Raw genomic sequence first — 21427 nt, forward strand, 5'->3', positions numbered from 1 at the left:
CACACCTGCACAACGGGACCGCGCACCCGATGGAGGGACCACATCATGGCTGAACCGATCAGCGTCGAAGACCTGCAGCGCCAGGCCGACGACAAGTACCCCGGCCTGCCCCTGAAACTGCAGGACGGCACCGTCGTCACCCTGAAGAACCTGCTGCGGCTCAACGACACCGCGCAGAAGAACGCCACGATCCTGATCGACGCGATCAAGACCGACGACGACAACAGCAGCACCGCCGACCAGCTCGAGAAGCAGAAGCGGGTGGTGCGCGACCTGCTGCTGCTCGTCTGCGACAACCCCACAGCCCTCAAGCCCGTCGTCGACGACTGGGACCTCGCGCTGCTGCTGCTGGTGATGGAGAAGTGGCAGAAGGAGACCGAACTCCCGGAAGCCGATGGCTCGCCCAGCTGATCGGTGAGGGCCGCGCGGGGGCACTGCGCGCCGACCTCGCCCACTTCTACCAGCGTGACCTGCTGGACGTGTGGCGCGGCACCCTGTCCCCGCGGGCCGTCTACGAGCTGGTCGAGCACATCCCCGACGACTCCGCGCTCCAGGCGCACCTGCGCGGCGGACGCCAGCACCGGGGCTGGTCCGTCGCCGCCTACCTGGCAGCCGCCCAGGTCGACGCCTCCCACGACACCGCGTGGGTCACCGCCTCGGCCGCCAGCCGCAAGAGCGTCAAACGGCCCGCCCGCGTGCAGCGGCCTGGCGGCCTGGCGGCACGGGCGGGCACCCCCCGGCTGGATCTGTCCTCGCACCCCCTCGCCCGACCGCTGCCGGCGAAGTACCGGGGGGCGGTGAAGAAAGCGATCACGAAAGGCAGGTGATCGCGGTGGCTGGTCCGGGCGGTCGCGAAATTGCACGGCTGGCCGCACGCGTCCTCCCGGACACGTCCCGCTTCGCCACCAGCCTGCAGGGCTACCTCGACCGGATCGAGCGGCGCGCCCAGGTCAAGGTCAAGGCCGTCCCCGACATGACCGGCTTCGCCCGGGACATGCAGGCCCGCCTCGCCTCGGTGCGCGCCCAGGTCGAGGTCCCGGTCACCCCCGACCTGCGCCGCTTCCACACCCTCCTGCAGGCGTCCATCGCCGCAGCACGGCAGCGCGTCCGGATCCCCGTGGACCTGGACGTCAGCCAGGGCGCGATCGCGGCCGCACAGGCCCAACTCCGCGGCAGGACGGTCCAGCTCGAGGCGCGGATGAACATCTCCCGCCTCGAGCTGCTGCGGCTGCGCCGGCAACTGGCCCGCAACGCCGTGCGGATGCCCGTGCGTCTGGACCTGTCCCGTGGCCAGGTGCGCACCCTGCAGCGGCAGCTGCGCACGAGCGCCGTGCAGGTCCCGGCCAGTATCCGGATCAGCCGGGCCGAGATCCGGCGCCTGCAGGCCGAGCTGGCACGGCATCGGTTCCACATCACGGTCGACATCGACCGGCGGGCCACCGACCAGATCCAGCGCACCCTGAGCGGTCTCGGCAACGCGGCCGGTGGCGGGGGCGGCGGGGGCTTGGGCGGTGGCGGCCTGGCGCTGCTGCCCGGTCGGATCGCTGCGATTGCGACGGCCGCAGCGTCCGCGCTGCCGTCGGTCGCCTCCCTTGTTGGCTCCCTCGCTCAGATGGCGCCCGCCGCTGCGCTCGCCGCTCCCGCGTTGCTCGCGCTGACCGCCGCGGGCGCCGCCCTCGCGATCGGCGCCAAGGGCGTCGGCGAGGCCCTGAAGAACGCGTTCGACCCGGAGAACGCCGAGAAGTACCAGAAGGCGCTCGCCAAGCTGTCCCCCAACGCACGGTCGTTCGTGGAGGCGCTCAAGGGGGCGGCGCCGCAGTTCACGGAGTTCCGCGAGGCCGTTCAGGAGCGGCTGTTCGAGGGCCTGAGCAAGCAGATCACGTCGGCGGGCAAGGCCGCCCTGCCCGTGTTCCAGCGCGGCCTGGTCGGTACGGCCGGGGCGCTGAACAGTATGGCCACCGGGGTCACCCGGGTCGTCACGCAGCTGGCTGAGAGCGGCCAGCTGGGCAAGGCCATCGAGGGCGCGAACACCGGCCTGACCAACCTGCGGAAGATCCCCGGCCAGTTCGTCGCCGGACTGGTGAGGATCGGCGCCGCCGCCGCACCGGCCTTCGACCGGCTGACGGACAAGGCGGGTGATGCGGCCACCCGCATCACCGACAAGATCGCCAAGGGCCTGGAATCCGGCGCGCTGACGGACACCATCAACCGGGCCGTCGACCTCCTCGGCGACCTGTTCGACGTCCTCGGCAACCTCGGCACGATCTTCAAGAACGTGTTCGCGCCCGCCGCCGAGGCGGGCGGCGGCTTCCTGGGGATCCTGCAGGAAGTCACCGGCGAGCTGGCCAAGGTCACGGCCACGAAGGGCGTGCAGGACGCGCTGAGCGCCCTGTTCGAGACCATGGCCCAGCTGGGCCGCACCGCGGCCCCGCTGATCGGTCAGGCCCTGTCCGCCCTCGGACCCGTCCTGACGCAGCTCGGTCCGCCCGCCCAGCTCCTGATCAAATCCTTGGGCAGCGCCTTGCAGCCCGTGATCAAGGCGCTCGGCCCTGTCCTCGCCGAAGCGGCCGGCGCCGTTGCCGCCCTGGTCACCGCCGCCGCCCCGCTCCTGCCCGTCGTCGGCGAACTCGCGGCCTCGCTGCTGCCCGCCCTTCAGCCCCTCCTCGCCGCCGCAGCCGACGTTTTCACCCAACTTGCCCCAGTTGTCCAGCAAGTTGCGGACGTCCTCGGGCCCACCCTGCAGCCCATCGTCCAAGGGCTGAGCGACGTCCTGGTCCAGCTCGTGACCCAGGGCGCCACGCAGTTCCTCAGCATGCTGCGCCAACTGCTGCCCGTTGTCCCGCAGTTGACGCCCGTTCTGCTGCAGCTCGGCGAATCCGTAGGGCAGATCCTGACCCAACTGGCCCCACTGCTTCCCAAGATCACGTTGCTCGGAGCGCAGCTCGTCAGCCAGCTCCTGCCCGCCGTACTGCCCCTGATCCCGCCGCTGGCTCAGTTCGCGTCGATCCTCATCCGGCTCGCCACAGGCGTGATCACCAGCGTCGTCATCCCGGCCCTGTCCGGGCTGATCGACTTCGTGACCGGGATGCGGGAGAAGCTGCAGCCCGCGATCGACGCCGTGACATTCGTGACAGAGTCGATCGCCACCGCCTTCACGTGGCTCTACAACCTGCTCGTCGGCCACTCGATCATCCCCGACATGGTCAACGGGATCGTCTCGTGGATCAGCAGCCTGCCCGGCGCCATCGCGGGCGCCATCGCCTCGTTCGTCTCCGCGATCGCCTCCGGCGCCCAGCAGGCGCTCGCGGTCTTCCTGGCCCTGCCGGGGCAGGCCGCAAGCGCCTTGGGCTCGCTGCCCGGTCTGCTGGCCGGCGCGGCGACCTCGGCGGGCCGGGCCCTGCTCGGCGCCCTGCAGTCGGCGGGCAGCCAGGCCGTGGCCGTCGTGCGGCAGATCCCCGGAATGGCGGCCGCCGCCCTCGGCGGACTGGGCAGCGTCCTGGTCTCCGCGGGCGCGAGCCTGATCTCCGGCTTCATCTCCGGCATCACCTCGAAGATCGGCGCCGTCCAGTCCACGCTGGGCGGCCTGACCAGCAAGCTCGACGACTGGAAGGGCCCGGCGAAAAGGGACGCCCGGATCCTCACCCCCGCCGGACGGCTGCTGATCGAGGGCTTCATCCGCGGCATCGACGGCACCACCGCCAAGCTGCGCTCCCGGCTGGAGTCCATCACCCGGGCCCTGCCCGCCAACGTGAAGTCGGGCTACGGCAAGACCCTGAAGAAGGCGACCGCCGAGCTGTCCCGGTTGGTCACCCAGCGCGACAGGGTGATCAAGGACCTCGCGGCCGCAGAGAAGAGGCTGAAGTCCCTGGCCAAGGAACGGGACGCCAACGCGAAGAAGATCCGCGAGGGCATCCTGTCCGAGGCCGACATCACCAAGTCCGTCACCGGCGGCCCGACCACAGCACGGTCCATCGCGGACCAGCTGCGCGCGCAGCTGCGAGCCGTGCAGGACTTCGCCGGGCAGATCACCCGGCTGCGCAAGCGGGGCCTGCGCGCCGACCTCCTGGACCAGCTCGGCCAGGCCGGCGTCGAGCAGGGCGGGGCCGCGGCCGCCGCCCTCTCCGGCGCGAGCGACGCCCAGCTGCGGGAGATCAACAAGCTGCAGAAACAGCTGTCGGCCGCGGCGTCCAAGACCGGCAACACGGTCGCCGACGCCATGTACGACTCCGGAGTGCAGGCCGCAAAGGGCCTGGTCGCCGGGCTGAAGAAGCAGAAAAAAGCGATCGAACAGACCATGATCTCGATCGCGAAGAGCATGCAGAAAGCTCTTCGCGCAGCCCTCGGGATCAACAGCCCCGCGCGCAAGCTGATCCCCGACGGGATCAACACCGTGCGAGGCGTCCTCGTCGGCATCGACCGCGAGCGCCCCCGCCTGCTGGACGCGATGGCCTCCCTGGTCGCCATCCCCAACGCCCCGGCCCTGTCCGGGTCTCTCGGGGTGGCGGTCGCCGACGGGACCGGCCTGGCCGGGCAGAGGCTGCGGCTCGCCGTACGGGACCGGGAGTTCGACGCGTACCTGGAAGAAGTGGCCGACGGGCGCGTCAGCGACGCCGTGACCACGGTGCGGCGCCGCACTCGCGCCGGGAAGAAGGGATGAGCCAGCCGTGCCGATGATCGTTGATCCGTCCGCGCCCCCGGTGACACCGCCCGCGACGGTCGTGTCCCCGGACGGCTGGCTCACGGCCGTCGTCGACGCACCATGGGCCGGAGTGGTGCTGGCCGTCGACTACACGGCCGGCACCCCCCTGGCCGGGGCCGCCGATGTCCGCAAGGTCCTGATCACCCGACAGGACCCCGGCGCGAGCGGACCGGTCCCCGTCCGGTCCGCCGACCTGGCCTGGGCCATGGGCGGCATCGGCGCCGCCTACGACCACGAGGCGCCGCTCGGCGTCGGCGTCATCTACACCGCGCGCCCGCTGTACGCCGACGGCACCTGGGGGCCTACCTCGTCGCTGTCGGTGTCCTTGCCCGAACCAGCACTGCCGGCGGACGTGTGGATCAAGAGCATCGACGAGCCGGGCATCTCCGCCCGGGTCGTCGTCCGCTCCTGGCCCGCCCTGACCTGGGGCGCCACCATCGACGTCGCCCAGGTCGAGGGCAGCTCCTACCCCAGCACATCCCAAGGTCCCTACACCTCCAGCTCGTCCGACATCGTCATCGACGCCGACGGCGACGCCATCGAGTCGCTGAAGGCGCTGCTGACCACGCCGGGGGTGCGGCTCATCCAGACCGGGCCCGGCAACCACCGGCCCGACCAGTACGTCCTGTTCAGCGACATCGAGCAGGCCGTGGACGGGCGGCCCGGCGAATCCCGCTCGTACGCGGCGTCGCTGATCGAGGTCGCCCGCCCGGGCACCGCCGGGCAGCCCCTGCGGCTGCCCGGGTGGTCCTACGACACACTGGCCGGGGCATACGCGAGCTACGACGCCGTCGAGGCCGCGTACTCCTCGTTCACGTCGCTGGCCACGAACGGGGCGGCCTAGATGCTGCCGATCAGCGCGAAGGTGCTGGCGGCCCTGCCGCAGGCGATCGGCCGCCCGTGCCGGGCCGACTGGTCCAACGACGGCGGCCAGACCTGGACCCCGTGCAGCATCGCGGCAGGATCGGCGTCGGTGTCGGGGGACCGTACCGCGGAGGTCCGCTACTCGGCCTCGGCCGAGCTGACCGGGGTGGCGGCGGGACGCAACGGCATCAACACGATCGCCACCAACGTCCGCCTGTGGCAGGGCGTGCAGCTGCCGCGCGCGGACCCCGTGTGGTTTCCCGCCGGCCGCTACACCGTCGGCCGCACCAGCCTCACCCGCTCCGGCGCGATCGCGGTGGAGCTGGACGGCCTCGAGGACGAACTCCGTGCCGCCAGTTTCCCGACCGCGCGGACGGTCGGCCCGGGCACCGCCCGCGAACTGGTGGAAGCGCTCGTCGCCGAGGCGCTGCCCGGCGTCCCCGTGGCCTGGCGCTCCGGCATCAACGCCGACACGCTGATCCCCCAGGTCGCCGCGACGGAGGACCGGTGGGCGGTGCTGTCCGGGGGAACGGACAGCACCGGAACGGGAACGGGCATCGCCGCCGCGCTGGCCGGTGAGATCTGGGTGGACGCCCGCGGTGTCGTCAGCGTGGGCCCGGTGCCCACGCTGGACGATCCGGTCGTCTGGTCGATCGCCCGCGGAGAAGGCGGCGCACTCATCGAACCAGCGGCCGAGCAGACCAGCGAGGGCCTGGCCAACGTCTGGGCGGTCTCCGGCGACGGCGGAGACGGCACACCCGTGATCGGCCCCGCCTACGCCTGGGACGACGACCCCAACTCCCTGAGCTACGCAGGCCCCGACCCCGTCAACGACCCACTCGCCCCCCAGCGGCTGGGCCTGTACGGGGTGCGGCTGCGCGTGGAGCGCGTCGCCTCGGCCCTGGTCACCACCTTCAACCAGGCCAGCGACATGGCCAGAGCCAACCTCGCCAACTCCCTCGGCGTGCAGGCCTCCCTGTCGCTGACCGCCGTGTGCAACCCGGCGCTGGAACCGGGGGACCTGGTGCAGGTCGAGACCGAGGCGGGCGTGTGGGAGCCGCACATCATCGACTCCCTCAGCTACACCCTCGGCTCGTCCTCCATGTCCTGCACGACCCGTACGACGACAAGGAGGCTGTCATGAGCGATCCGGCGGACCTCCTCGGCGGACTCCTCGCCCGGGCCCAGGCCGGCGGCGGGGGCGGCAGCGAGGTGGTGTCGGCTCAGGTCGCGGACGTCACCGAGTCCGGCCGCGTCAACCTGCAGCTCGGCAACGGCGATCTGCTCCTGGAAGTGGCATGCCCCGACTCATACCGCAGCCGGGCGGCCGGGGACTGGGTGGCGGTGCGAATGTCCGCGCGGCCGGTGGTGCTGTGGAGGCTCGGCCCGGACCCTGTCTCCACCGAGGACACGGCCATCGAGGAGATCGCCACCCAGGCCGCCATCGACACCCAAGTCGTACGCGCCGCCACGTACGGCACCGGCGCACCCTCCGGGTCGGGCTGGCAGCAGGCCACCGAGGTCCACGTCCGCAAAGTCGACGGCAAGCTCGAGGTCTACTTCAAGGTCGGCTCCGTCGCCGACCCTTCGCCCGGCACGCCGGACGTTCCCGCGCCGCGGCCGGTCACCATCTCGCCGACGGACTCCGGGTCCTGGCGCAACGGGAAACCCGACGAATACGCGGCCTCACCGACGCAGGGCGACTGGACGGGCCGAGGCAACCGCAGGGGCGCCTGGTTCTACGGGTCGGCCATCCAGAACGCCTGCTCCGGCAAGACCGTCGCCAGCATGAAGGTCAGCTTCTCGCGGAAGAAGGGGTCGGGCGTCAACGCCAAACGACCCCTCCACCTGTACCTGCACGACCACTCCAGCCCGCCGTCCGGGCAGCTGGATCTGGACGCCGGACCGGAAGAGCTGCTGAGCCTCAGCGTCGGCGCCACCGGCACCGCTACCCTCCCCGCCTCCTGGCGCTCGCAACTGGCCTCAGGCGCGGCGAAGGGCCTGGCCATCTACGCCAACGGATCGCGCGACTACATGGCCGTCACCGGCGGCCGCATCACCATCACCTTCTCCGCATAGGGAGACCCCGCCTTGCCCGACATCGGATACGCACAACTCCCCGTGCCCGCAGGGGGAGACGGCCCCGCCGTCGTCAGTGCCGTGGCCGATCTGGCCACCGCCCTCGACCCGCACCTCGTGCAGCACGTCACCGACCTCGCCGACCGCAACGCCACCCTCTCCACGGCGCCGCAGCACACCATGGCGGTCGCCGACGACGGCACCACATGGATCAAGACCGACGGCGGCAGCAACACGTGGGTCACGGTGTGGGAGCCGCTGCCGGTCTGGCAGAACGTCACCCTCGCGTCCGGCTACCAGGTCTCCGGCGGCTACACGCCGCAGGCCCGCATCATCGGCAGCCGGGTCTCCCTGCGCGGCCGGATCGAGCGCACGGACGGGCAGGTCATCCCGACCAACGGCGTCAAGGTCGGCACAGTCCCGACCGCGTGCATTCCGCAGGAGCAGGTGGGCGCGTACGCGGGGACGTGCTCGCTGGCGGGCGACGTCGTCATCGGCGTCGGAAAGCTGGAGGTCCTCGAGGCCGACACCAGCAGCACGCTCGGCGACGCCGGCGACATCACCTGGTGGTCCCAGGACGGACCGACCGCCGCCGGCACGCCGTGGATCGCCATCAACGGCGACTACTGGACCGACTGAGAGGACGGCATGACGCAGTACACCTTCGGCGGGACACCGTCCGATGTCCTCACCGACGCTTCCGGCAACGTGGTCACCAACTTCCAGGTCCTCGTCTACCGCGCGGGCACCAACGAACTCGTGTCCGCCCTCTACGAGATCGACGGCACCACCCCGATCGCCGAGCTCCGCTCCAACGGTTCAGGGTCCGACACCCCGGGCGCCATCCGCGCCTTCAGGGCCGACGACGTCACGGCGATCGAGTACGCCTACAACGGGCCCAGCGGCCCCGTCCGCTGGTACCAGGCCGCGCGCGAACTCGCGCAGGAGGCGGCGAGCGCGGCCGCCGACGCGCTGTCCAAGACCGACGGCGGCGAGGTCCTCGGGCACACGACCTTCGCGGGCGGGGCCGACGTCGAGGGCGGCCTGAACGTCACCGGCGGGGCGACCGTGGACGGCATGGATGTCGAGGGCGACCTCAACGTCAGCGGCGTCTTCACCCCGCAGAGCCTGCAGCTGTCCGGCATGCGCATCTACAACCCGCGCGTGTACGGGGCGCTCGGCAACGGCACCGGCAATGACGCCCCCGCCATCAACGAGGCGCTCGCCGCGGCCTCGGCGGCTGGCGGCGGCTGGGTCATCGTGCCCTCCGGCACCTACATGATCGGCGAGATCCTCCGGATCTACCGCAACACCCGCCTCACCCTCTTGCCCGGCACCGAGTTCCGCCGGAACTACGCCGGGACGATGATCCTCAACGGGGACGCGGACCAGGAACTCGGCGGGTACACCGGTCACGGGAACATCCTCATCGAGGGCGGCCTGTGGAACATGAGGGGTACGACGTCCGGTCTGACCGGCTCGGCGATGTGCATCTCCATCGGGCACGCCCGCGGGGTGACCATCAGCGACGTCGTGGTCCAGGACGTCAGCGGCTACCACGCGATCGAGCTGAACTCCACGAAGAACGCGACCATCGAGCGCTGCCGCTTCCTCGGCTACGTCGATCCCGGAGGCCGAGATTTCTCCGAGGCTGTTCAGGTCGACCTGGCGAAATCCTCGGGCGTCTTCGGGGGGTTCGGGCCGTACGACAACACGGTCTGCGAGGACGTCACCGTCCGGGACTGCTACTTCGGAGCGTCCGGGACCGCCGGCACGACCGCCTGGCCGCGCGGTGTCGGCTCGCACTCGGCGACCGTGGACGTCGCGCACCGCCGCATCAAGATCCTGGAGAACTCCTTCGAGGGCTGCCTGCAGTACGGCGTGGTGGCGTACGCGTACAACGACTCCGCGATCTCGGACAACACGATGAAGGGCTGCGGGTCGGGCATCCGCTGCCGCAGCATCATCAGCGCGGACGCCGCGGACTCCACCAACACGAGCGGTGTGGTCACCAACGCCTCGCAGGTGATGGAGAACCTGACGATCGCCGACAACGACATCGTGGACTGCACCGGCTTCGACGATCCGATCCTGCTGTTCGGCGAGAGCACCGGGCGGATCACCGGGGTCACGATCACTGGCAACACGATCGAGGGCGCGGACGACGGCGAGAACGGCATCCGCCTGTACTACGTGTCCGACTACACCGTGTCCGGCAACACGGTCCGCAGCACCGGCGGGACCGGTATCAGCCAGGAGCAGGTCATCGGTGGCGTGGTCGGCCCGAACCGGGTCTACGCGCCGTCCGGGTCAGGCATCTCGTGCGACACCGGCACGGGCATCAACATCGCCGTGAACCAGATCCGCGACGCCGGGGTGAACGGGGTCCATGTCATCGGCGGCTCCGACATCCAGGTGCAGAACAACTACGTCAAGGGCGCCTCGCGGGCGGCGGCCGGGTCGTGGGGCATTCGCTGCTCGACGTCCGCCGACGGCCTGCTGATCACCGGCAACAAGATCCGAAAGTACGGGTCGGGCAACGAGGTAGCGGCCGGGATCGGGATCACGTCGACGTGCACCAACGTCAAGCGGTACGGCAACGACCCTGGCGACACTGGCGTCGACGACCAGTCCACTGGAGCCGAGCCGTCGCCGTTCGACGCGGCCGGTGCGATCGAGGTGATGATGCGGCCCTCGGGCCGGTACGAGACGACGAGCCGCCTGCGGTGCGGGACCACGTCGACTCCGACGTCCGGGACGTTGTACCTGGTGCCGATCTGGCTGCCCAAGGGCGCCGTCATCTCGAACATCTCGTTCGTGTCGGGCGGCACCGCCGCCTCGGCCCCGACGAACTGGTGGTTCACCCTCCACGATCGCTCCCGCGTCGCGCTCGCCCGCACGGCCGACCAGCTCACCGCCGCCTGGGCGGCGAACACGGCCAAGACCTTGGCGATCGCGCAGGCCACGGCCGGGGCCGCTAGCTCGTACACCACCACGTACGGCGGCCTGCACTACCTCGGCGTCATGATCAAGGCGACCACGGTGCCGAACCTGGTCTCGGAGGGCTCCGTCGCGGACGTCCTCGCGTCCGTGTCGCCGGGATTCGGCGGCACCGACACCGGCCAGACCACCCCGCCCACCGTCACCGCCGGGGCGTTCACCGCCGGAGCCTTCGGCGCCGGCAGCGGGATCCTGCTGCACGGCTACACCACCTGACCCACCCCCCAACTCCCCACGCCCCGCGCCTTCGGCCGGGGCGTTCGTCATGTCTGGAGAACCGCATGTCCCCTCCGTCCACCACCGAGCTGGCGAAGACCGCGTACGCGGCGTACGGCAACTCCACCGGGCACCGCAACTTCATGGGCCACCCGATGCCCGACTGGGACGAGCTGACCCCTGCGATCCGGCTCGCCTGGGTCGAAGCGGCCGGAGCCGTCGCCCTCACCAACATCGCCGAGCTGTCCGGCATCACGACGCCGTCGACCGACCCCAGCGTCGGCGACATCGTCCTGGTCCCGATGGACCGCAGCATCAACAACGGCGCCACCGCCGCCCCTGCGGTCGTCACCCGCGCGTGGTCGCCGACCACGGTCAACGTCCGCGTCCTGGCCGACAGCGACGCCGCCCCCAGCTGGCGCACGTCGGTGACCTTCGTGGAGACCCTCGACCACGTCGACAGCTCGGCTGCCGTGTGGACCTGGCCGGGAGGTGACGACTGATGGCGCCGCCCCTGGGAGCAGGCACGTTCCTGGCCTCGCTGAAGAACGAAGGTCTCCACGTCGTCGAGGTCGGTGACTGGCGCGACCACAACCGCAACCGCATCGGCCCGTGGGGGCCCGTGCACGGCGTGCTGATCCACCACACCGTGACCTCCGGCAGCGCCAAGACCGTGCGGATCTGCCGCGACGGCTACGAGGGGCTGCCCGGGCCGCTGTGCCACGGCGTCATCACCAAGGACGGCCGGGTCCACCTCGTCGGCTACGGCCGCGCCAACCACGCCGGCCTCGGCGACGACGACGTGCTGCGCGCGGTCATCGCGGAGAAGGCGGCGCCGGCGGCGAACGAGAACAACACCGACGGCAACCGGCACTTCTACGGCTTCGAGTGCGAGAACCTCGGCGACGGCAAGGACCCCTGGCCGGACGAGCAGGTCGAGGCGATCGTCCGGGTCGGGGCAGCGCTCTGCCGGGCACACGGCTGGACCGTGCGCAGCGTGATCCGGCACCTCGCGTGGCAGGTCGGGAAGGTCGACCCGCGTGGTCTGGACTGGGCGGACGTCGAGGAGCGGATCAGCGAGCGCCTGAAGCACAAGGCGGGCTGGTCGCCGGGCGCGACGCGTACGTACACGGTCGTGGCTGGGGACACGCTGTGGGGGATCGCGGCGCACGAGCTGGGCCGGGGCGGTCGGTGGCAGGAGATCGCCGAGCTGAACCCGGACGTCGACCCGGACGAGCTGCAGCCCGGGCAGAAGCTGAAGCTGCCAGCGAAGTGAAGCAGCTGCTCGAGCGGATGGTGTGTCCGGGCTGTTGCTGCCTGCGGGTGGGGCCCGGACACCTGCTCCGCGTGATGGCCAGCATCTGCCGACCGTAGGGCCACCACGCCCTTAACTTCCGGCGCGAATTCTTCGCGCCCTCTCCAAACCACCAGGTCACAGGGTTCCTGTGGCCTGCCCCGTGAAGGGAAGTACGTCATGCCCTCTCTGTTCATATCGCTCATGAGAACGGCCGTGCCGCTCGTCGCCGGCTGGCTCATCAGCCTGGCCGTGTGGGCCGGTGTCGAGGTCGACTCCCAGGCCGTCACCGGCGCGGTCACCCTCGCGCTCGCCCTCGCCTACTACGCCCTCTTCCGGCTCCTGGAGCTCCTAGGCACGAAGGCCCGCGGCACCGTCCTGCAGAAGCTCGCCGGGTTCCTCCTCGGATGGGCGCGGCCGCCGGCGTATCCGGCCGAGTCGGCGCTGCCGCCGGTCGCCCGCTATCGCGGCGGGCCGTACGGCGAGTAGTACCGCTGGCCGCCATGCGGCTGGTGCACCACTGATCACCTGGAGGAGCGCGTGGACGCTGCCATCGTCGGCCCCGTGCTCGTGCTCGTCGGCGTGCTGTCCGGATCGATCGTGGCGTACTTGGGGAAGCGAGCCGAGAACGCCACCACGCGCATCAACTCCGAGATGGATCAGATCCAGGAGGAGCGCAACAAGTACCTGTCTCAGGTGGACGGCCTGCAGACCAAGGTCGGTGAGAAGGATCGCCGGATCGAGGAGCTGCTGGAGCAGCGGCTCGCGGACCGGGAGACGATCACTCGCCTCCGCATCAAGATCATGGAGTTGGGGGGCGATCCGTCGTGACCCGTACCGAACGGGCTCTCGCGGGACGGTGGCGGTGGATCGCCGTCTTCTGCTGGCTGATCGCCCTCTCGGGTGCGGCCGTGATCGGCTGGTCCTGGTACAGCGATCTGGCCGTCGAGGCGGACAAGCGCGGTGAGGCCGTGTCCACGCTGGCGTCGGATGTACGGGTGCTCCGGGCGCAGGTCGAGGCGGCAGGCGGGACGCCGAAGGCACCGGATCCCAGCCAGGCCGTCGAGGACCTCGACGACCGGACCCGCGTGCCCGTCCCCATCCCCGGCCCGCGCGGCCCCGAGGGCGAGCAGGGGGACCAGGGCGAGCCCGGTGTGCCGGGAGCGTCGGGCGACCCGGGTACGCCGGGGCAGGACGGCCGAGACGGTACGGATGGTGAGGCCGGCGCGCCGGGTGAGTCCGGGGCCGACGGCCCTGCCGGCCCTGCTGGTCCGCCTGGCCCACAGGGCGAGCCCGGGCCCCCGGGTGCCCAGGGCGAGGATGGTCAGCGGGGGGAGCCGGGCGAGCGTGGTCCGGCGGGTCCTGACTGCCCAGACGGGTACGAGCTGCAGGCGCCGGCCTGGGACCCGGACGCTCTGGTGTGCCGACGGACTGACGCTCCGGACGGCGGAAACGATCCTCAGCCGGATTCGCCGCTCGCGGTGGCCCTCGAGCCCCGACGACGGAACGCGTGACGTGCGGCAGCCCTGTCCTCCTCAGCGGGAGGGCAGGGCTGTTTCGTCGTTCCGGGGGTACAGGGCCAGTCGTGATGGAGGCCACTTTGCCGGGTGCTGGGTGAACGAGGGTTCGTGTTGGTGCGTGTCTATGTGTAGAGAAGTGTGCTGTTGTGTTTCGGGGAATCGTTATCAGCCGAGGGTTGGACACGGCTGGACAACGGCGCCTGATCACGTCGTATTGTGGCGACACGCTTCCCATCGGCGTGCAGATGCTGACAAGACGTGCACATAGGGACGGGGGTGGACAGCCGATGGCCATCCACCCCCGGGTGGAGAATGTCGGCCCAGGTGGTTGCCCCCACCAAGGCCGACGGTCAGGACGCCTGGGCGATGTCCATGACGAGGGTGCGGTAAGCGCACTTACTCTTGTGGTCGAACCCAGTGCACGTCGGTGGGAACGTGTCGCCCACCTCGAAGTGGTTGATCAGGCCGTCCTGATCGGCCCAGTGACCGGTCTGCGGGCATCGCTGCCCTGTCTTCCACGTTCCGTTCGGCCCCAGGGGCCGATGCTTCTTTCGCATCTTGATCCTTTCTTGTTCACGCCTCAGCCGACTGTCGGGAGGACGCTGTGTCGAACGTGATCGATCTGGCCAGCCGGGGGACCACGCCCGAAGGGGCGGGCCGGGAACCGGCGTTCTGCGGGAATTGCGGAGGCCAGTGGTTCGAGTTGAAGGGGAACCATCCGAAGATGCCGGAGAACGGGGCCCTCACTCTGCGTGCGGACGGGACCGTGAGCGGGTACGGCGGAACGCCGCATTGCGTGGCGTGCGGCACCGTGTGGAGCGGTAACTCCGGGCGGTGATACCCGGCTTCCGGCCGTGCAGGCCAGGGCAGTAGACTGGCTGTCAGCAGCCACGGGGACTCCTACTCCTCGTGCGGCCCCGGACTTGGCGTTGGCCCGCCAGCCGGGGCGTTGCTGTTTGTGGGCCGCGTCACGCGGCGTGATCAAGGCTAGCGCACACGTTCGGTTTGCGGGTGAAGTCGCAACTCGCAACCGATACAGGAGAGTCCGGGGCATAGGCCGCGTAACGGGCGGCCTTCCGGGAGTCGTTGTTGTCCGCCGATGGCCCTCGTTCTCCCTACCGGGAGGGCGAGGGCCGTTTCGTCATGTCCGGGCCGCGCGTTGTTCCGTGTGATCGCGTGGGTGAGCAGAGGAGATGACGATGTCGTACCGCCCGTACCCGAACGTCGAGCGGGCGCTGCGACGGGTTCGTCGGGGCCGGGCGTCCTCGAGTCAGGCGGCCGCGCTGGCGGTAGTACCGTTCGCCCGGAGGGTTTCTCGTACCGAGGTAGTGGAGTCGTTCCCGGTCGGGCACCGCGTGATGTCGACCCGTCGACTTGGCAGCTGAGGGGGAGGTAGATCAGGCGGCCTCGGTGTAGGCGGGGCAGAGCTGGCCGGCATCTCCAGTGACCACCGATCGGAATGCCGCAGTCAGCGCAGAGCCGTCGAGGGGTGAGCCGCTCCTCGGGGCGGCAGTAGATCCGCTGCACGTCGTCCATGTCGCGACGATGACACGGATTCAGTGTGCTGTCTGAGGAGCCATCCCCTGTCACACGTCAGGAGGTCTGCGCCGTGTGTCGCACGGTCTTCTTCAGCCCCATCTCGACCGTGTGCCGGTCGAGTCCGGCGGCGGTGGCGAACTCGGAGATGGCGGCTTGGACGGCGCCGGCGGTGGCGATGGTGAGTTGCCCGGCCTGGATCTCTTGCCAGGCGGCGGTCTCCAGTTCGATCAGGTCGTTCGGGTATTCGATGTTGCTCACGTGACGGAATTGTAAGTGGCGGTGTCAGATGCCCCGCCGGGTGGCGCGCCGTCCGGCTGGTGGTCAGGCGGCTTCGGCGTAGGTGGGGTGGAGGCGTCGTTCGGCTGCGTCGGCGTGGGCCCAGGCGGTGACGAGTTGCTCGTACTCGGCGCGTTCGTGGGGGCGGAGGTAGCCGCCGGAGTTGTGGAAGAGGGCTCGGATCCGGGTGTTGATGTCGGCCGCGGACCGCACGGAACCACGGTAGGGGAGGTCGGTGGGCATCCATACAGAGTACGGCGAAGGGGTGACAGAGCCTCGGGAATCGGGCAGAGGAGCGCGGGTACTCTGCCCGCATGATCCGCACGGTGGCCTTCGATATCGGCGAGACCATGACCCGCGATGACCGCTACTGGAACTCGTGGGCCGACTGGCTCGGCGTGCCCCGTCACACTCTGTCCGCGCTGGTGGGTGCGGTCGTCGCCCAAGGGCTCGACAACGCCGAGGCCGTACGCCGTGTGCGCCCTGGTGTCGACATTCAGGCCGAATACCGTGCCCGCGAGGCCGCAGGCCGTGGCGAGGCCCTCGACGAGACGGATCTGTACGACGATGTCCGCCCCGCCCTTACCGCGCTGCGTCAGCTCGGCGTCCGCGTCATCATCGCCGGGAACCAGACCGCCCGCATCGGCCAGCTGCTGCGCGGACTCGGCCTCCCCGCCGACCTGATCGCCACCTCGGCTGAGTGGGGCGTGGCCAAGCCGGACCCACAGTTCTTCACGCGGGTCCTCGAGGTGGCGCACTCCGCTCCCAGCGAGACCCTGTACGTCGGTGACCACCCCGCCAACGACATCTTCCCGGCTAAGCAGGCCGGCCTGCTCGCCGCGCATATCCGGCGCGGGCCGTGGGGCCATCTGTGGGCGGACGACCCGGAGGTGGCCGCAGCCGCGGACTGGCGGATCGAGTCGCTCACCGATCTGATCGCGCTTGCCGGGAAGTGAGACGGCCCCGACAGCCGGGCTGTCGGGGCCGTTCGCGTATCCGGCGGGTCACCGCGCGGGTACGGTTCGGAGTGGACGCCCCGAACTGGAGCCAGTATGCCCGCCAACACCATGCGCGAGGTGGGTCAACGCGTTGCCGCCACCCGTCGCGCTCACAGAATGACTCAACAGCAGCTGTCGGAAGTCTCGTTCGTCTCCCTGTCCATGCTCCGAAAGATCGAGCGGGGGGTCAGATTCCCGGGTGACGACACCCTGGACGCTCTCGCTGCGGCACTAAACGTCGACCCGAGCCGCCTCCTTTCCGGGCAACAGCGCACCGACAGCCGGGTGCACGAGGCGCTGCCCGCCATCTCGGCCGCCCTCGCTTCTCACGATGATCCCGACGATGGCCCGGTCCGCCCGTTGCACGAGCTGCAGCAGTCTGTCGCGGACGCCGTCGACTGGCGGCTCGCTGCGCAGTACGTCCAGATCAGCCGGCACATCCCCGACCTCCTCGCCGAACTGGCCCGCGCTCTCCACATCGCACCGCCAGACCAACGCGCCCAGACGGCTTCGCTGCTCGTGAACGCCTACCGGTGCGCCGACGCTGTGGCCTACAAGTTCGGCGCCCGTGACCTCTCCGCCCGCCTCATCGACGCCATGCGGTCGACCGTGGCCGAGGCCCAGGACCCGTTCCTCGAGGCGTCCGTCGCCTACGTCCGCACGGAGGTGTTCTTCGCCGCTCGCGCCCATCGGCCTGGCCTGCGCGCCCTGGAACGGGCCATCGACGCCAGCCCGTCCCCGGACTCACCGACGGCGGCCGCGGCGCGCGGCGCCCTGCACATGCGGGCTGCGGTCATCGCTAGTCGGGCCGCCAACCCGGACGCCGCCGACATTCACATGCGCGAGGCGGCCGAGCTCGGCGAGAAGGTCCCGGAGGACGTCTACCAGGGCACGGCGTTCGGCCCCGACAGCGTCAACGTCCACAAGGTGTCCGTCGCCGTCGGCCTCGGGGACGACCACGTCCAAGACGCGCTCGACGTCGCCAGCGACTGGAAGCCACCAGAGGATCTTCCGGCCGAGCGGCGCTCCGGCTTCTACATCGAACTCGGCCGCGCCCAGCTCTGGGCCGGCCTGGCGGACGATGCGTTCGAGTCGTTGAAGGTGGCGCGCAGGATCGCGCCGCAGCACACCCGCGGGCACCGGTGGGCCCGGGAGGACGCGGCCACCCTGCGTCGGCTGAAGCGGGCGGATGCCGAGTCGTTGACGTCGTTCGCGGAGTGGATCGGCGCCGTCTGAGCTTGTGTCACCGGGTGACACAAGGTGTGTCACTTGTGGCCCTTGCAGGGGCCCATCATCTGTCTGTCCACACCGAACAGGCAGATGGGAACGGGGATGAGCACAGCTGAACCGGCCACACCGGTTCTGGTCCAGGGCCCGGTGAGCATAGCTCGGCGGCATGGTGAAGCCTGCTTCCACTGCGGCGCCGTCGCCCGGACGCTGCAGGCGGACGGCTGCATCACCGTGGCCGGCAGCGAGCGCGTGTGGCCGATCGTCACGTGCGGCTGCCGAAGGCTGGGGGTGACATGAGGATGGCCTCGTACAAGCCGGCCATCGGCGAGACCGTCGAGGACACCAGCCGCAATCAGGTCGGCAGGGTCATGGGGCACGAGGGGCCGTACGTGCAGCTCCGACCCGTGGGCGGCGGCCGGGAGTGGGACGCGGAGCCGAGGGCTCTACGGCGTCTGACGTTGAGCGAGGGCTTGAGCGCGGGTGTGGCGGAGGCGAATGCCCGGTCACGGGGTGAGCTCGCATGACCGCGCTACCTGCCCCGCCGCCAACGTCCGAGCTGACGTACGGCCAGTACCAAGGGTTCAACTGCTGCTGGTGCAACGTTGAGCTGACGACCGGAGCGGTTGAGGCCGGCGTATCGCGTGGTGGTGTCGGCGCCCACGTCCACGACAACACCGTGTACGCCTGCCCCGACTGCGCCGAAGAGCGCGGGCTGACGGCGGGCCGCCCCCGGAAGGTGAGGAAGCCGTGACCAAGCCGAAGCCGAAGCTGAGGGCCCCCGAGCAGATTCCGGCTGCGCCCCGTGGGCTGGGCGGCTACTGCTGGGCCGAGCACCGGAAGACGTACGTCCACTGCACCGAACCGATCGGGCACGAGGCCCGCAACCCCGAGCACTACCACGCCTACTCGCAAACGAGCTGGCGTGACTGATCCCCTCGACGCCGGCCGATTCCCGGTAGTCGAGGCGGCCGCCCCGCGCTGGGGGCGTGCCTGGGTGGGCCCGCCGCTGACGTCCCCCGTCGCGGCGGCGGGCTCACCGAACGAGGTTCGCGAGCGGGACCTCGAGCGCGCGGGCGAGTCGAAGCAAAGTCTTGGTGCTGGGGTTGCTGCGACCGGCCTCGATCTCTTGGAGGGTCCAGCGGCTGATCCCGGCAGCCAGATAGAGGCGCTCCTGGGTGAGGTTCTGGCGAAGGCGCTCGGCTCGGATGTGGTCGCCGATGATGCGGAGCCGGTCCTGGACCCAGTCGTCGTCATCAGATGGAGCGTGCACCTCGTACACGCTCAGGCTTGCCGTGATCGTTAGTCAGCCAGGCATACCTGGCATTGTGTGATCTTGAAGTTTGGGGGTAGCTGGGATAGGGCCCGCACACACCCCCGGGTATGGGCGGGCGCCACCCCCCCACGCAAACTGCCGGGCTGTATGGATTGGCCCCCTCGCAGCCCCGGCAGAGGAGCGGCCTCACGCGATGAGGCCGCTCCTTCGTTGCTAGGCTCTTGCCCTGAGTACTTCTCGCGCACGTCTCGCGATTCTGGGTGTGAACTGGGTGTGGACCTTCGACACCCAGGAGTCATTCAGGGGTGTCGGAGAAGTGCCGGACAAGTCCATGAGTCCGCGCAGCGCCTTGAACTAACAGCCCCTGACCTGCGGTTAACCTCGGTTACGGTGCAGGTCGCAGGGGGTGGCGAGTGAGAACCGACTTCCCGGCCCTCTGTATTCGGGACGAAGAGGTCGTGGGTTCAAATCCCGCCACCCCGACAGTGAAGTACCAGGTCAGGGGCCTGATCCGCTTAGCGGGTCGGGCCCCTGAGTGGTTTGTGGGGCCATCTTGGGGAGCCGACTCACAACCTGGCTTCCAAGGGTGCGTCCGCAAGATTGCCGTTATCAACCGTCGGCAGGACAAGTCTCCGCCTGAAATGAACGGGCCGTGTCAAGGCAGGGCGGCCGGGGCAGTTCATGGCAGGGACGCCATCAACAAGTACCTGCTGACGGCATCGACCTGGTGCGGGATACTCCGAAACGTTCCGAACTGACGATCATGCACTGAGCTGGGGGCAAACAGTGGCGGGCGGGAACGATCCATACGCACGGGAACTCGCGCGGCAGGCCAGAGAGCGGGAGAAAGCCCGGAAGGCCGCCGAAGCTGAGGCAAAGCGGAAGGCTCGCGAGGCGAAACTGGCGTACGAAGCGGCCCGCGCCCAAGAGGCTGTCGACCGTACGAGCGTGGCCGAGCACGATGCCGAGCAGCTCTCCAAGCTGCTCCGCACGGCTGTCGTGGACGGAAGTCCGTTGACGTTCGAGCGCTTGAAGCAGAAGTTCATTGCGGCGCCGTTCGCACAACCCAAGGGTCGCGCCAAAGCCGTGGCCTTGCCCAAGTGGGAGGAGTACGAGCCGGAGCCCCCACGGGGACTGCTGGGCGCTCTCGGGTTTGGACGCCGCGGATACGACACGGAGGTCGAAGCCGCTCGCAAGCGGTTCGACCGAGCGCTGCGAGACCACGCACGCGACGAGAAGAGGCGCGTTGAGAAGCTGGAGAAAGCCCGCGCCCAGCACAAGGAACGCAACCAGGAAGAAGCTGCCCGAGTAGAGGCGTGGAACGCCGATCTGGCGGGCCGCCGTAACGCCTACCGGGACAGGGACGTCGAAGCTGTCGAGTGGTTCGTCGACCAGGTCCTGGCCGCCTCTGTCTATCCGCACGGTTTCCCGAAGACCCATCAGGTCTCGTTCCAAGCAGACACCGGGGACTTGCTGGTTGAGATCGACCTACCCCTGGAAGACGTGGTTCCTGCGGCCCGCGCGTACCGGTATGTGAAGACTCGCGACGAGATCACTCCCGTTCCGAGGCCGGACAAAGAGTGCAAGGAACTGTACGCGTCAGTGCTGGCGCAGACTGCCTTACGCACCGTCCACGAGCTCTTCGCCTCCGACACCGAGGGCGTAGTCCAGTCCGTCGCCCTGAACGGGCATGTGGCCACTATCGACCGCGCCACGGGGCGAAACGTCCATCCGTGCTTGATCACGCTTCAGGCGGATCGGACCGAGTTCAGTCAGCTGGTCCTGACGCAGGTGGACCCGCGGGCCTGCCTGAAGCGGCTGCGGTCAATCATCTCGCCCAACCCGTACGAGTTGGAGCCAGTACGGCCGTTGGTCACATTCGACCTGTCCAAGTTCCGCCTCATGGACAGCCTGGACGTCGTGGCAGGTCTGGACAGCCGCCCGGTACTGATGGACCTGACGCCCACGGAGTTCGAGCACCTCATCCGGCAACTGTTCGAGGCCATCGGCCTGGACAGCGTAAACACACAGCCGTCGAAGGACGAGGGTGTGGACGCGGTCGCGATGAACACGGACCCGGTCATGAAGGGGCTGTGCATCATCCAGGCCAAACGCACCAAGAATGTGGTGCCGTTCGAAACTGTCTCTGCGCTCGCCGGCGTCGTGGAACACAAGCGTGCAGCCAAAGGCATCCTGGTGACGACCTCCTGGTTCGGCCGGGCCAGCGAAGCGTTCGCCAACGAGCACGGGAGGCTTGAACTCCTCGACGGCGCCAACCTGGTGCACCTGTTCAAGGAACATATGAAGCTCGACGTCATCCCCGGACCGGTACCACCGAAGCGGCGTCCCCAGTAGGCGCGCCCTGCTTCCAGGACGCGACGCCGGCGCACTGCAGCCTCAAGTACGTGATCTTGTGGAAGAGCCTGGAGAGTACGGCTA

21 protein-coding genes are annotated in these 21427 nt (G+C 69.7%); 18 read left to right on the forward strand and 3 right to left on the reverse strand.

All coding sequences use genetic code 11. The features are described from left to right. The first annotated feature begins 45 nt into the window (after positions 1–45). The 13 genes from HW837_RS00900 to HW837_RS00960 all read left to right on the forward strand — a co-directional run bounded on the left by HW837_RS00900 (position 46) and on the right by HW837_RS00960 (position 13666). Positions 46–411 (forward strand): phage tail assembly protein, encoded by a 366-nt coding sequence (locus tag HW837_RS00900; protein WP_193383412.1) that lies wholly within the window; start codon positions 46–48, stop codon positions 409–411. Next, a complete protein-coding gene (locus HW837_RS00905) occupies positions 363–827 on the forward strand; it encodes a hypothetical protein (protein WP_193383413.1) in 465 nt (154 codons plus the stop codon). Before HW837_RS00900 ends, HW837_RS00905 begins: the two co-directional genes overlap by 49 nt. Positions 828–832: 5 nt before the next feature. Continuing rightward, positions 833–4657: a phage tail protein gene (locus HW837_RS00910; RefSeq protein ID WP_193383414.1), complete on the forward strand. Its 3825-nt coding sequence runs from the start codon at positions 833–835 to the stop codon at positions 4655–4657. A gap of 13 nt (positions 4658–4670) precedes the next feature. Beyond that, a complete protein-coding gene (locus HW837_RS00915) occupies positions 4671–5543 on the forward strand; it encodes a hypothetical protein (protein WP_196791488.1) in 873 nt (290 codons plus the stop codon). Then, on the forward strand, positions 5544–6707 hold the full coding sequence (locus HW837_RS00920; RefSeq protein WP_193383416.1) for a phage tail protein: 1164 nt from the start codon (positions 5544–5546) through the stop codon (positions 6705–6707). Continuing rightward, positions 6704–7642: a hypothetical protein gene (locus tag HW837_RS00925; protein ID WP_196791476.1), complete on the forward strand. Its 939-nt coding sequence runs from the start codon at positions 6704–6706 to the stop codon at positions 7640–7642. Before HW837_RS00920 ends, HW837_RS00925 begins: the two co-directional genes overlap by 4 nt. 12 nt (positions 7643–7654) lie before the next feature. Further along, the gene (locus HW837_RS00930; protein ID WP_193383417.1) at positions 7655–8281 is read left to right on the forward strand and encodes a hypothetical protein; all 627 of its coding nucleotides are present in this window, start codon (positions 7655–7657) and stop codon (positions 8279–8281) included. Between the two features lie 9 nt (positions 8282–8290). Beyond that, positions 8291–10858, forward strand: a complete 2568-nt coding sequence (locus HW837_RS00935) for a right-handed parallel beta-helix repeat-containing protein (RefSeq protein WP_193383418.1) — start codon at positions 8291–8293, stop codon at positions 10856–10858. A 65-nt stretch (positions 10859–10923) separates the two neighbouring features. Continuing rightward, positions 10924–11361 (forward strand): hypothetical protein, encoded by a 438-nt coding sequence (locus HW837_RS00940; protein ID WP_193383419.1) that lies wholly within the window; start codon positions 10924–10926, stop codon positions 11359–11361. After that, complete coding sequence (locus HW837_RS00945; protein ID WP_193383420.1) at positions 11361–12134, forward strand: LysM peptidoglycan-binding domain-containing protein; 774 nt, start codon at positions 11361–11363, stop codon at positions 12132–12134. The genes HW837_RS00940 and HW837_RS00945 overlap by 1 nt, the downstream gene beginning before the upstream one ends. Positions 12135–12332: 198 nt before the next feature. Continuing rightward, positions 12333–12641 (forward strand): hypothetical protein, encoded by a 309-nt coding sequence (locus HW837_RS00950; protein WP_193383421.1) that lies wholly within the window; start codon positions 12333–12335, stop codon positions 12639–12641. 51 nt (positions 12642–12692) lie between these two features. Next, positions 12693–12983, forward strand: coding sequence for a hypothetical protein (locus tag HW837_RS00955; protein ID WP_193383422.1), 291 nt, complete (start codon positions 12693–12695; stop codon positions 12981–12983). Further along, complete coding sequence (locus HW837_RS00960) at positions 12980–13666, forward strand: collagen-like protein (RefSeq protein WP_193383423.1); 687 nt, start codon at positions 12980–12982, stop codon at positions 13664–13666. Before HW837_RS00955 ends, HW837_RS00960 begins: the two co-directional genes overlap by 4 nt. Positions 13667–15265: 1599 nt before the next feature. Here the strand turns inward: HW837_RS00960 and HW837_RS00965 are convergent. Beyond that, on the reverse strand, positions 15266–15469 hold the full coding sequence (locus HW837_RS00965) for a hypothetical protein (RefSeq protein ID WP_193383454.1): 204 nt from the start codon (positions 15467–15469) through the stop codon (positions 15266–15268). 63 nt (positions 15470–15532) lie between these two features. Next, entirely contained in the window at positions 15533–15730 is a 198-nt protein-coding gene (locus tag HW837_RS00970) for a hypothetical protein (protein ID WP_193383424.1), read from the reverse strand. Between the two features lie 71 nt (positions 15731–15801). Between HW837_RS00970 and HW837_RS00975 the strand changes: the two genes are divergently transcribed. The 4 genes from HW837_RS00975 (at position 15802) to HW837_RS00990 (ending at position 18645) form a co-directional block, all read left to right on the forward strand. After that, the gene (locus HW837_RS00975; RefSeq protein WP_193383425.1) at positions 15802–16443 is read left to right on the forward strand and encodes an HAD family hydrolase; all 642 of its coding nucleotides are present in this window, start codon (positions 15802–15804) and stop codon (positions 16441–16443) included. 96 nt (positions 16444–16539) lie between these two features. Next, the gene (locus tag HW837_RS00980; protein WP_193383426.1) at positions 16540–17721 is read left to right on the forward strand and encodes a helix-turn-helix domain-containing protein; all 1182 of its coding nucleotides are present in this window, start codon (positions 16540–16542) and stop codon (positions 17719–17721) included. Between the two features lie 287 nt (positions 17722–18008). Then, positions 18009–18239: a hypothetical protein gene (locus HW837_RS00985; protein WP_193383450.1), complete on the forward strand. Its 231-nt coding sequence runs from the start codon at positions 18009–18011 to the stop codon at positions 18237–18239. Between the two features lie 223 nt (positions 18240–18462). Continuing rightward, positions 18463–18645 (forward strand): hypothetical protein, encoded by a 183-nt coding sequence (locus HW837_RS00990; protein ID WP_193383427.1) that lies wholly within the window; start codon positions 18463–18465, stop codon positions 18643–18645. 103 nt (positions 18646–18748) lie between these two features. Here HW837_RS00990 and HW837_RS49520 read toward each other — a convergent pair whose 3' ends face one another. Continuing rightward, positions 18749–18994 carry a helix-turn-helix transcriptional regulator gene (locus tag HW837_RS49520; RefSeq protein WP_319771732.1) on the reverse strand — a complete coding sequence of 82 codons (246 nt, stop codon included), beginning with the start codon at positions 18992–18994 and terminating at the stop codon, positions 18749–18751. Positions 18995–19936: 942 nt separating this feature from the next. Here HW837_RS49520 and HW837_RS01000 point away from each other — a divergent pair. Beyond that, on the forward strand, positions 19937–21343 hold the full coding sequence (locus tag HW837_RS01000; protein ID WP_313895531.1) for a restriction endonuclease: 1407 nt from the start codon (positions 19937–19939) through the stop codon (positions 21341–21343). The last annotated feature ends 84 nt before the right edge of the window (positions 21344–21427 follow it).

This window comes from Streptomyces caniscabiei (genome assembly GCF_014930365.1).
GTDB lineage: Bacteria > Actinomycetota > Actinomycetes > Streptomycetales > Streptomycetaceae > Streptomyces > Streptomyces caniscabiei.

Excerpts from the sequence above, each read along its gene's own strand:
- HW837_RS00915 (WP_196791488.1), top strand. The coding sequence starts at position 4,671 with ATGATCGTTGATCCGTCCGCGCCCCCGGTGACACCGCCCGCGACGGTC.
- HW837_RS00920 (WP_193383416.1), top strand. The coding sequence starts at position 5,544 with ATGCTGCCGATCAGCGCGAAGGTGCTGGCGGCCCTGCCGCAGGCGATC.
- HW837_RS00925 (WP_196791476.1), top strand. The coding sequence starts at position 6,704 with ATGAGCGATCCGGCGGACCTCCTCGGCGGACTCCTCGCCCGGGCCCAG.
- HW837_RS00900 (WP_193383412.1), top strand. The coding sequence starts at position 46 with ATGGCTGAACCGATCAGCGTCGAAGACCTGCAGCGCCAGGCCGACGAC.
- HW837_RS00950 (WP_193383421.1), top strand. The coding sequence starts at position 12,333 with ATGCCCTCTCTGTTCATATCGCTCATGAGAACGGCCGTGCCGCTCGTC.
- HW837_RS00940 (WP_193383419.1), top strand. The coding sequence starts at position 10,924 with ATGTCCCCTCCGTCCACCACCGAGCTGGCGAAGACCGCGTACGCGGCG.
- HW837_RS00935 (WP_193383418.1), top strand. The coding sequence starts at position 8,291 with ATGACGCAGTACACCTTCGGCGGGACACCGTCCGATGTCCTCACCGAC.
- HW837_RS00975 (WP_193383425.1), top strand. The coding sequence starts at position 15,802 with ATGATCCGCACGGTGGCCTTCGATATCGGCGAGACCATGACCCGCGAT.
- HW837_RS00945 (WP_193383420.1), top strand. The coding sequence starts at position 11,361 with ATGGCGCCGCCCCTGGGAGCAGGCACGTTCCTGGCCTCGCTGAAGAAC.
- HW837_RS00980 (WP_193383426.1), top strand. The coding sequence starts at position 16,540 with ATGCCCGCCAACACCATGCGCGAGGTGGGTCAACGCGTTGCCGCCACC.
- HW837_RS00970 (WP_193383424.1), bottom strand. The coding sequence starts at position 15,730 with ATGCCCACCGACCTCCCCTACCGTGGTTCCGTGCGGTCCGCGGCCGAC.
- HW837_RS00985 (WP_193383450.1), top strand. The coding sequence starts at position 18,009 with ATGAGGATGGCCTCGTACAAGCCGGCCATCGGCGAGACCGTCGAGGAC.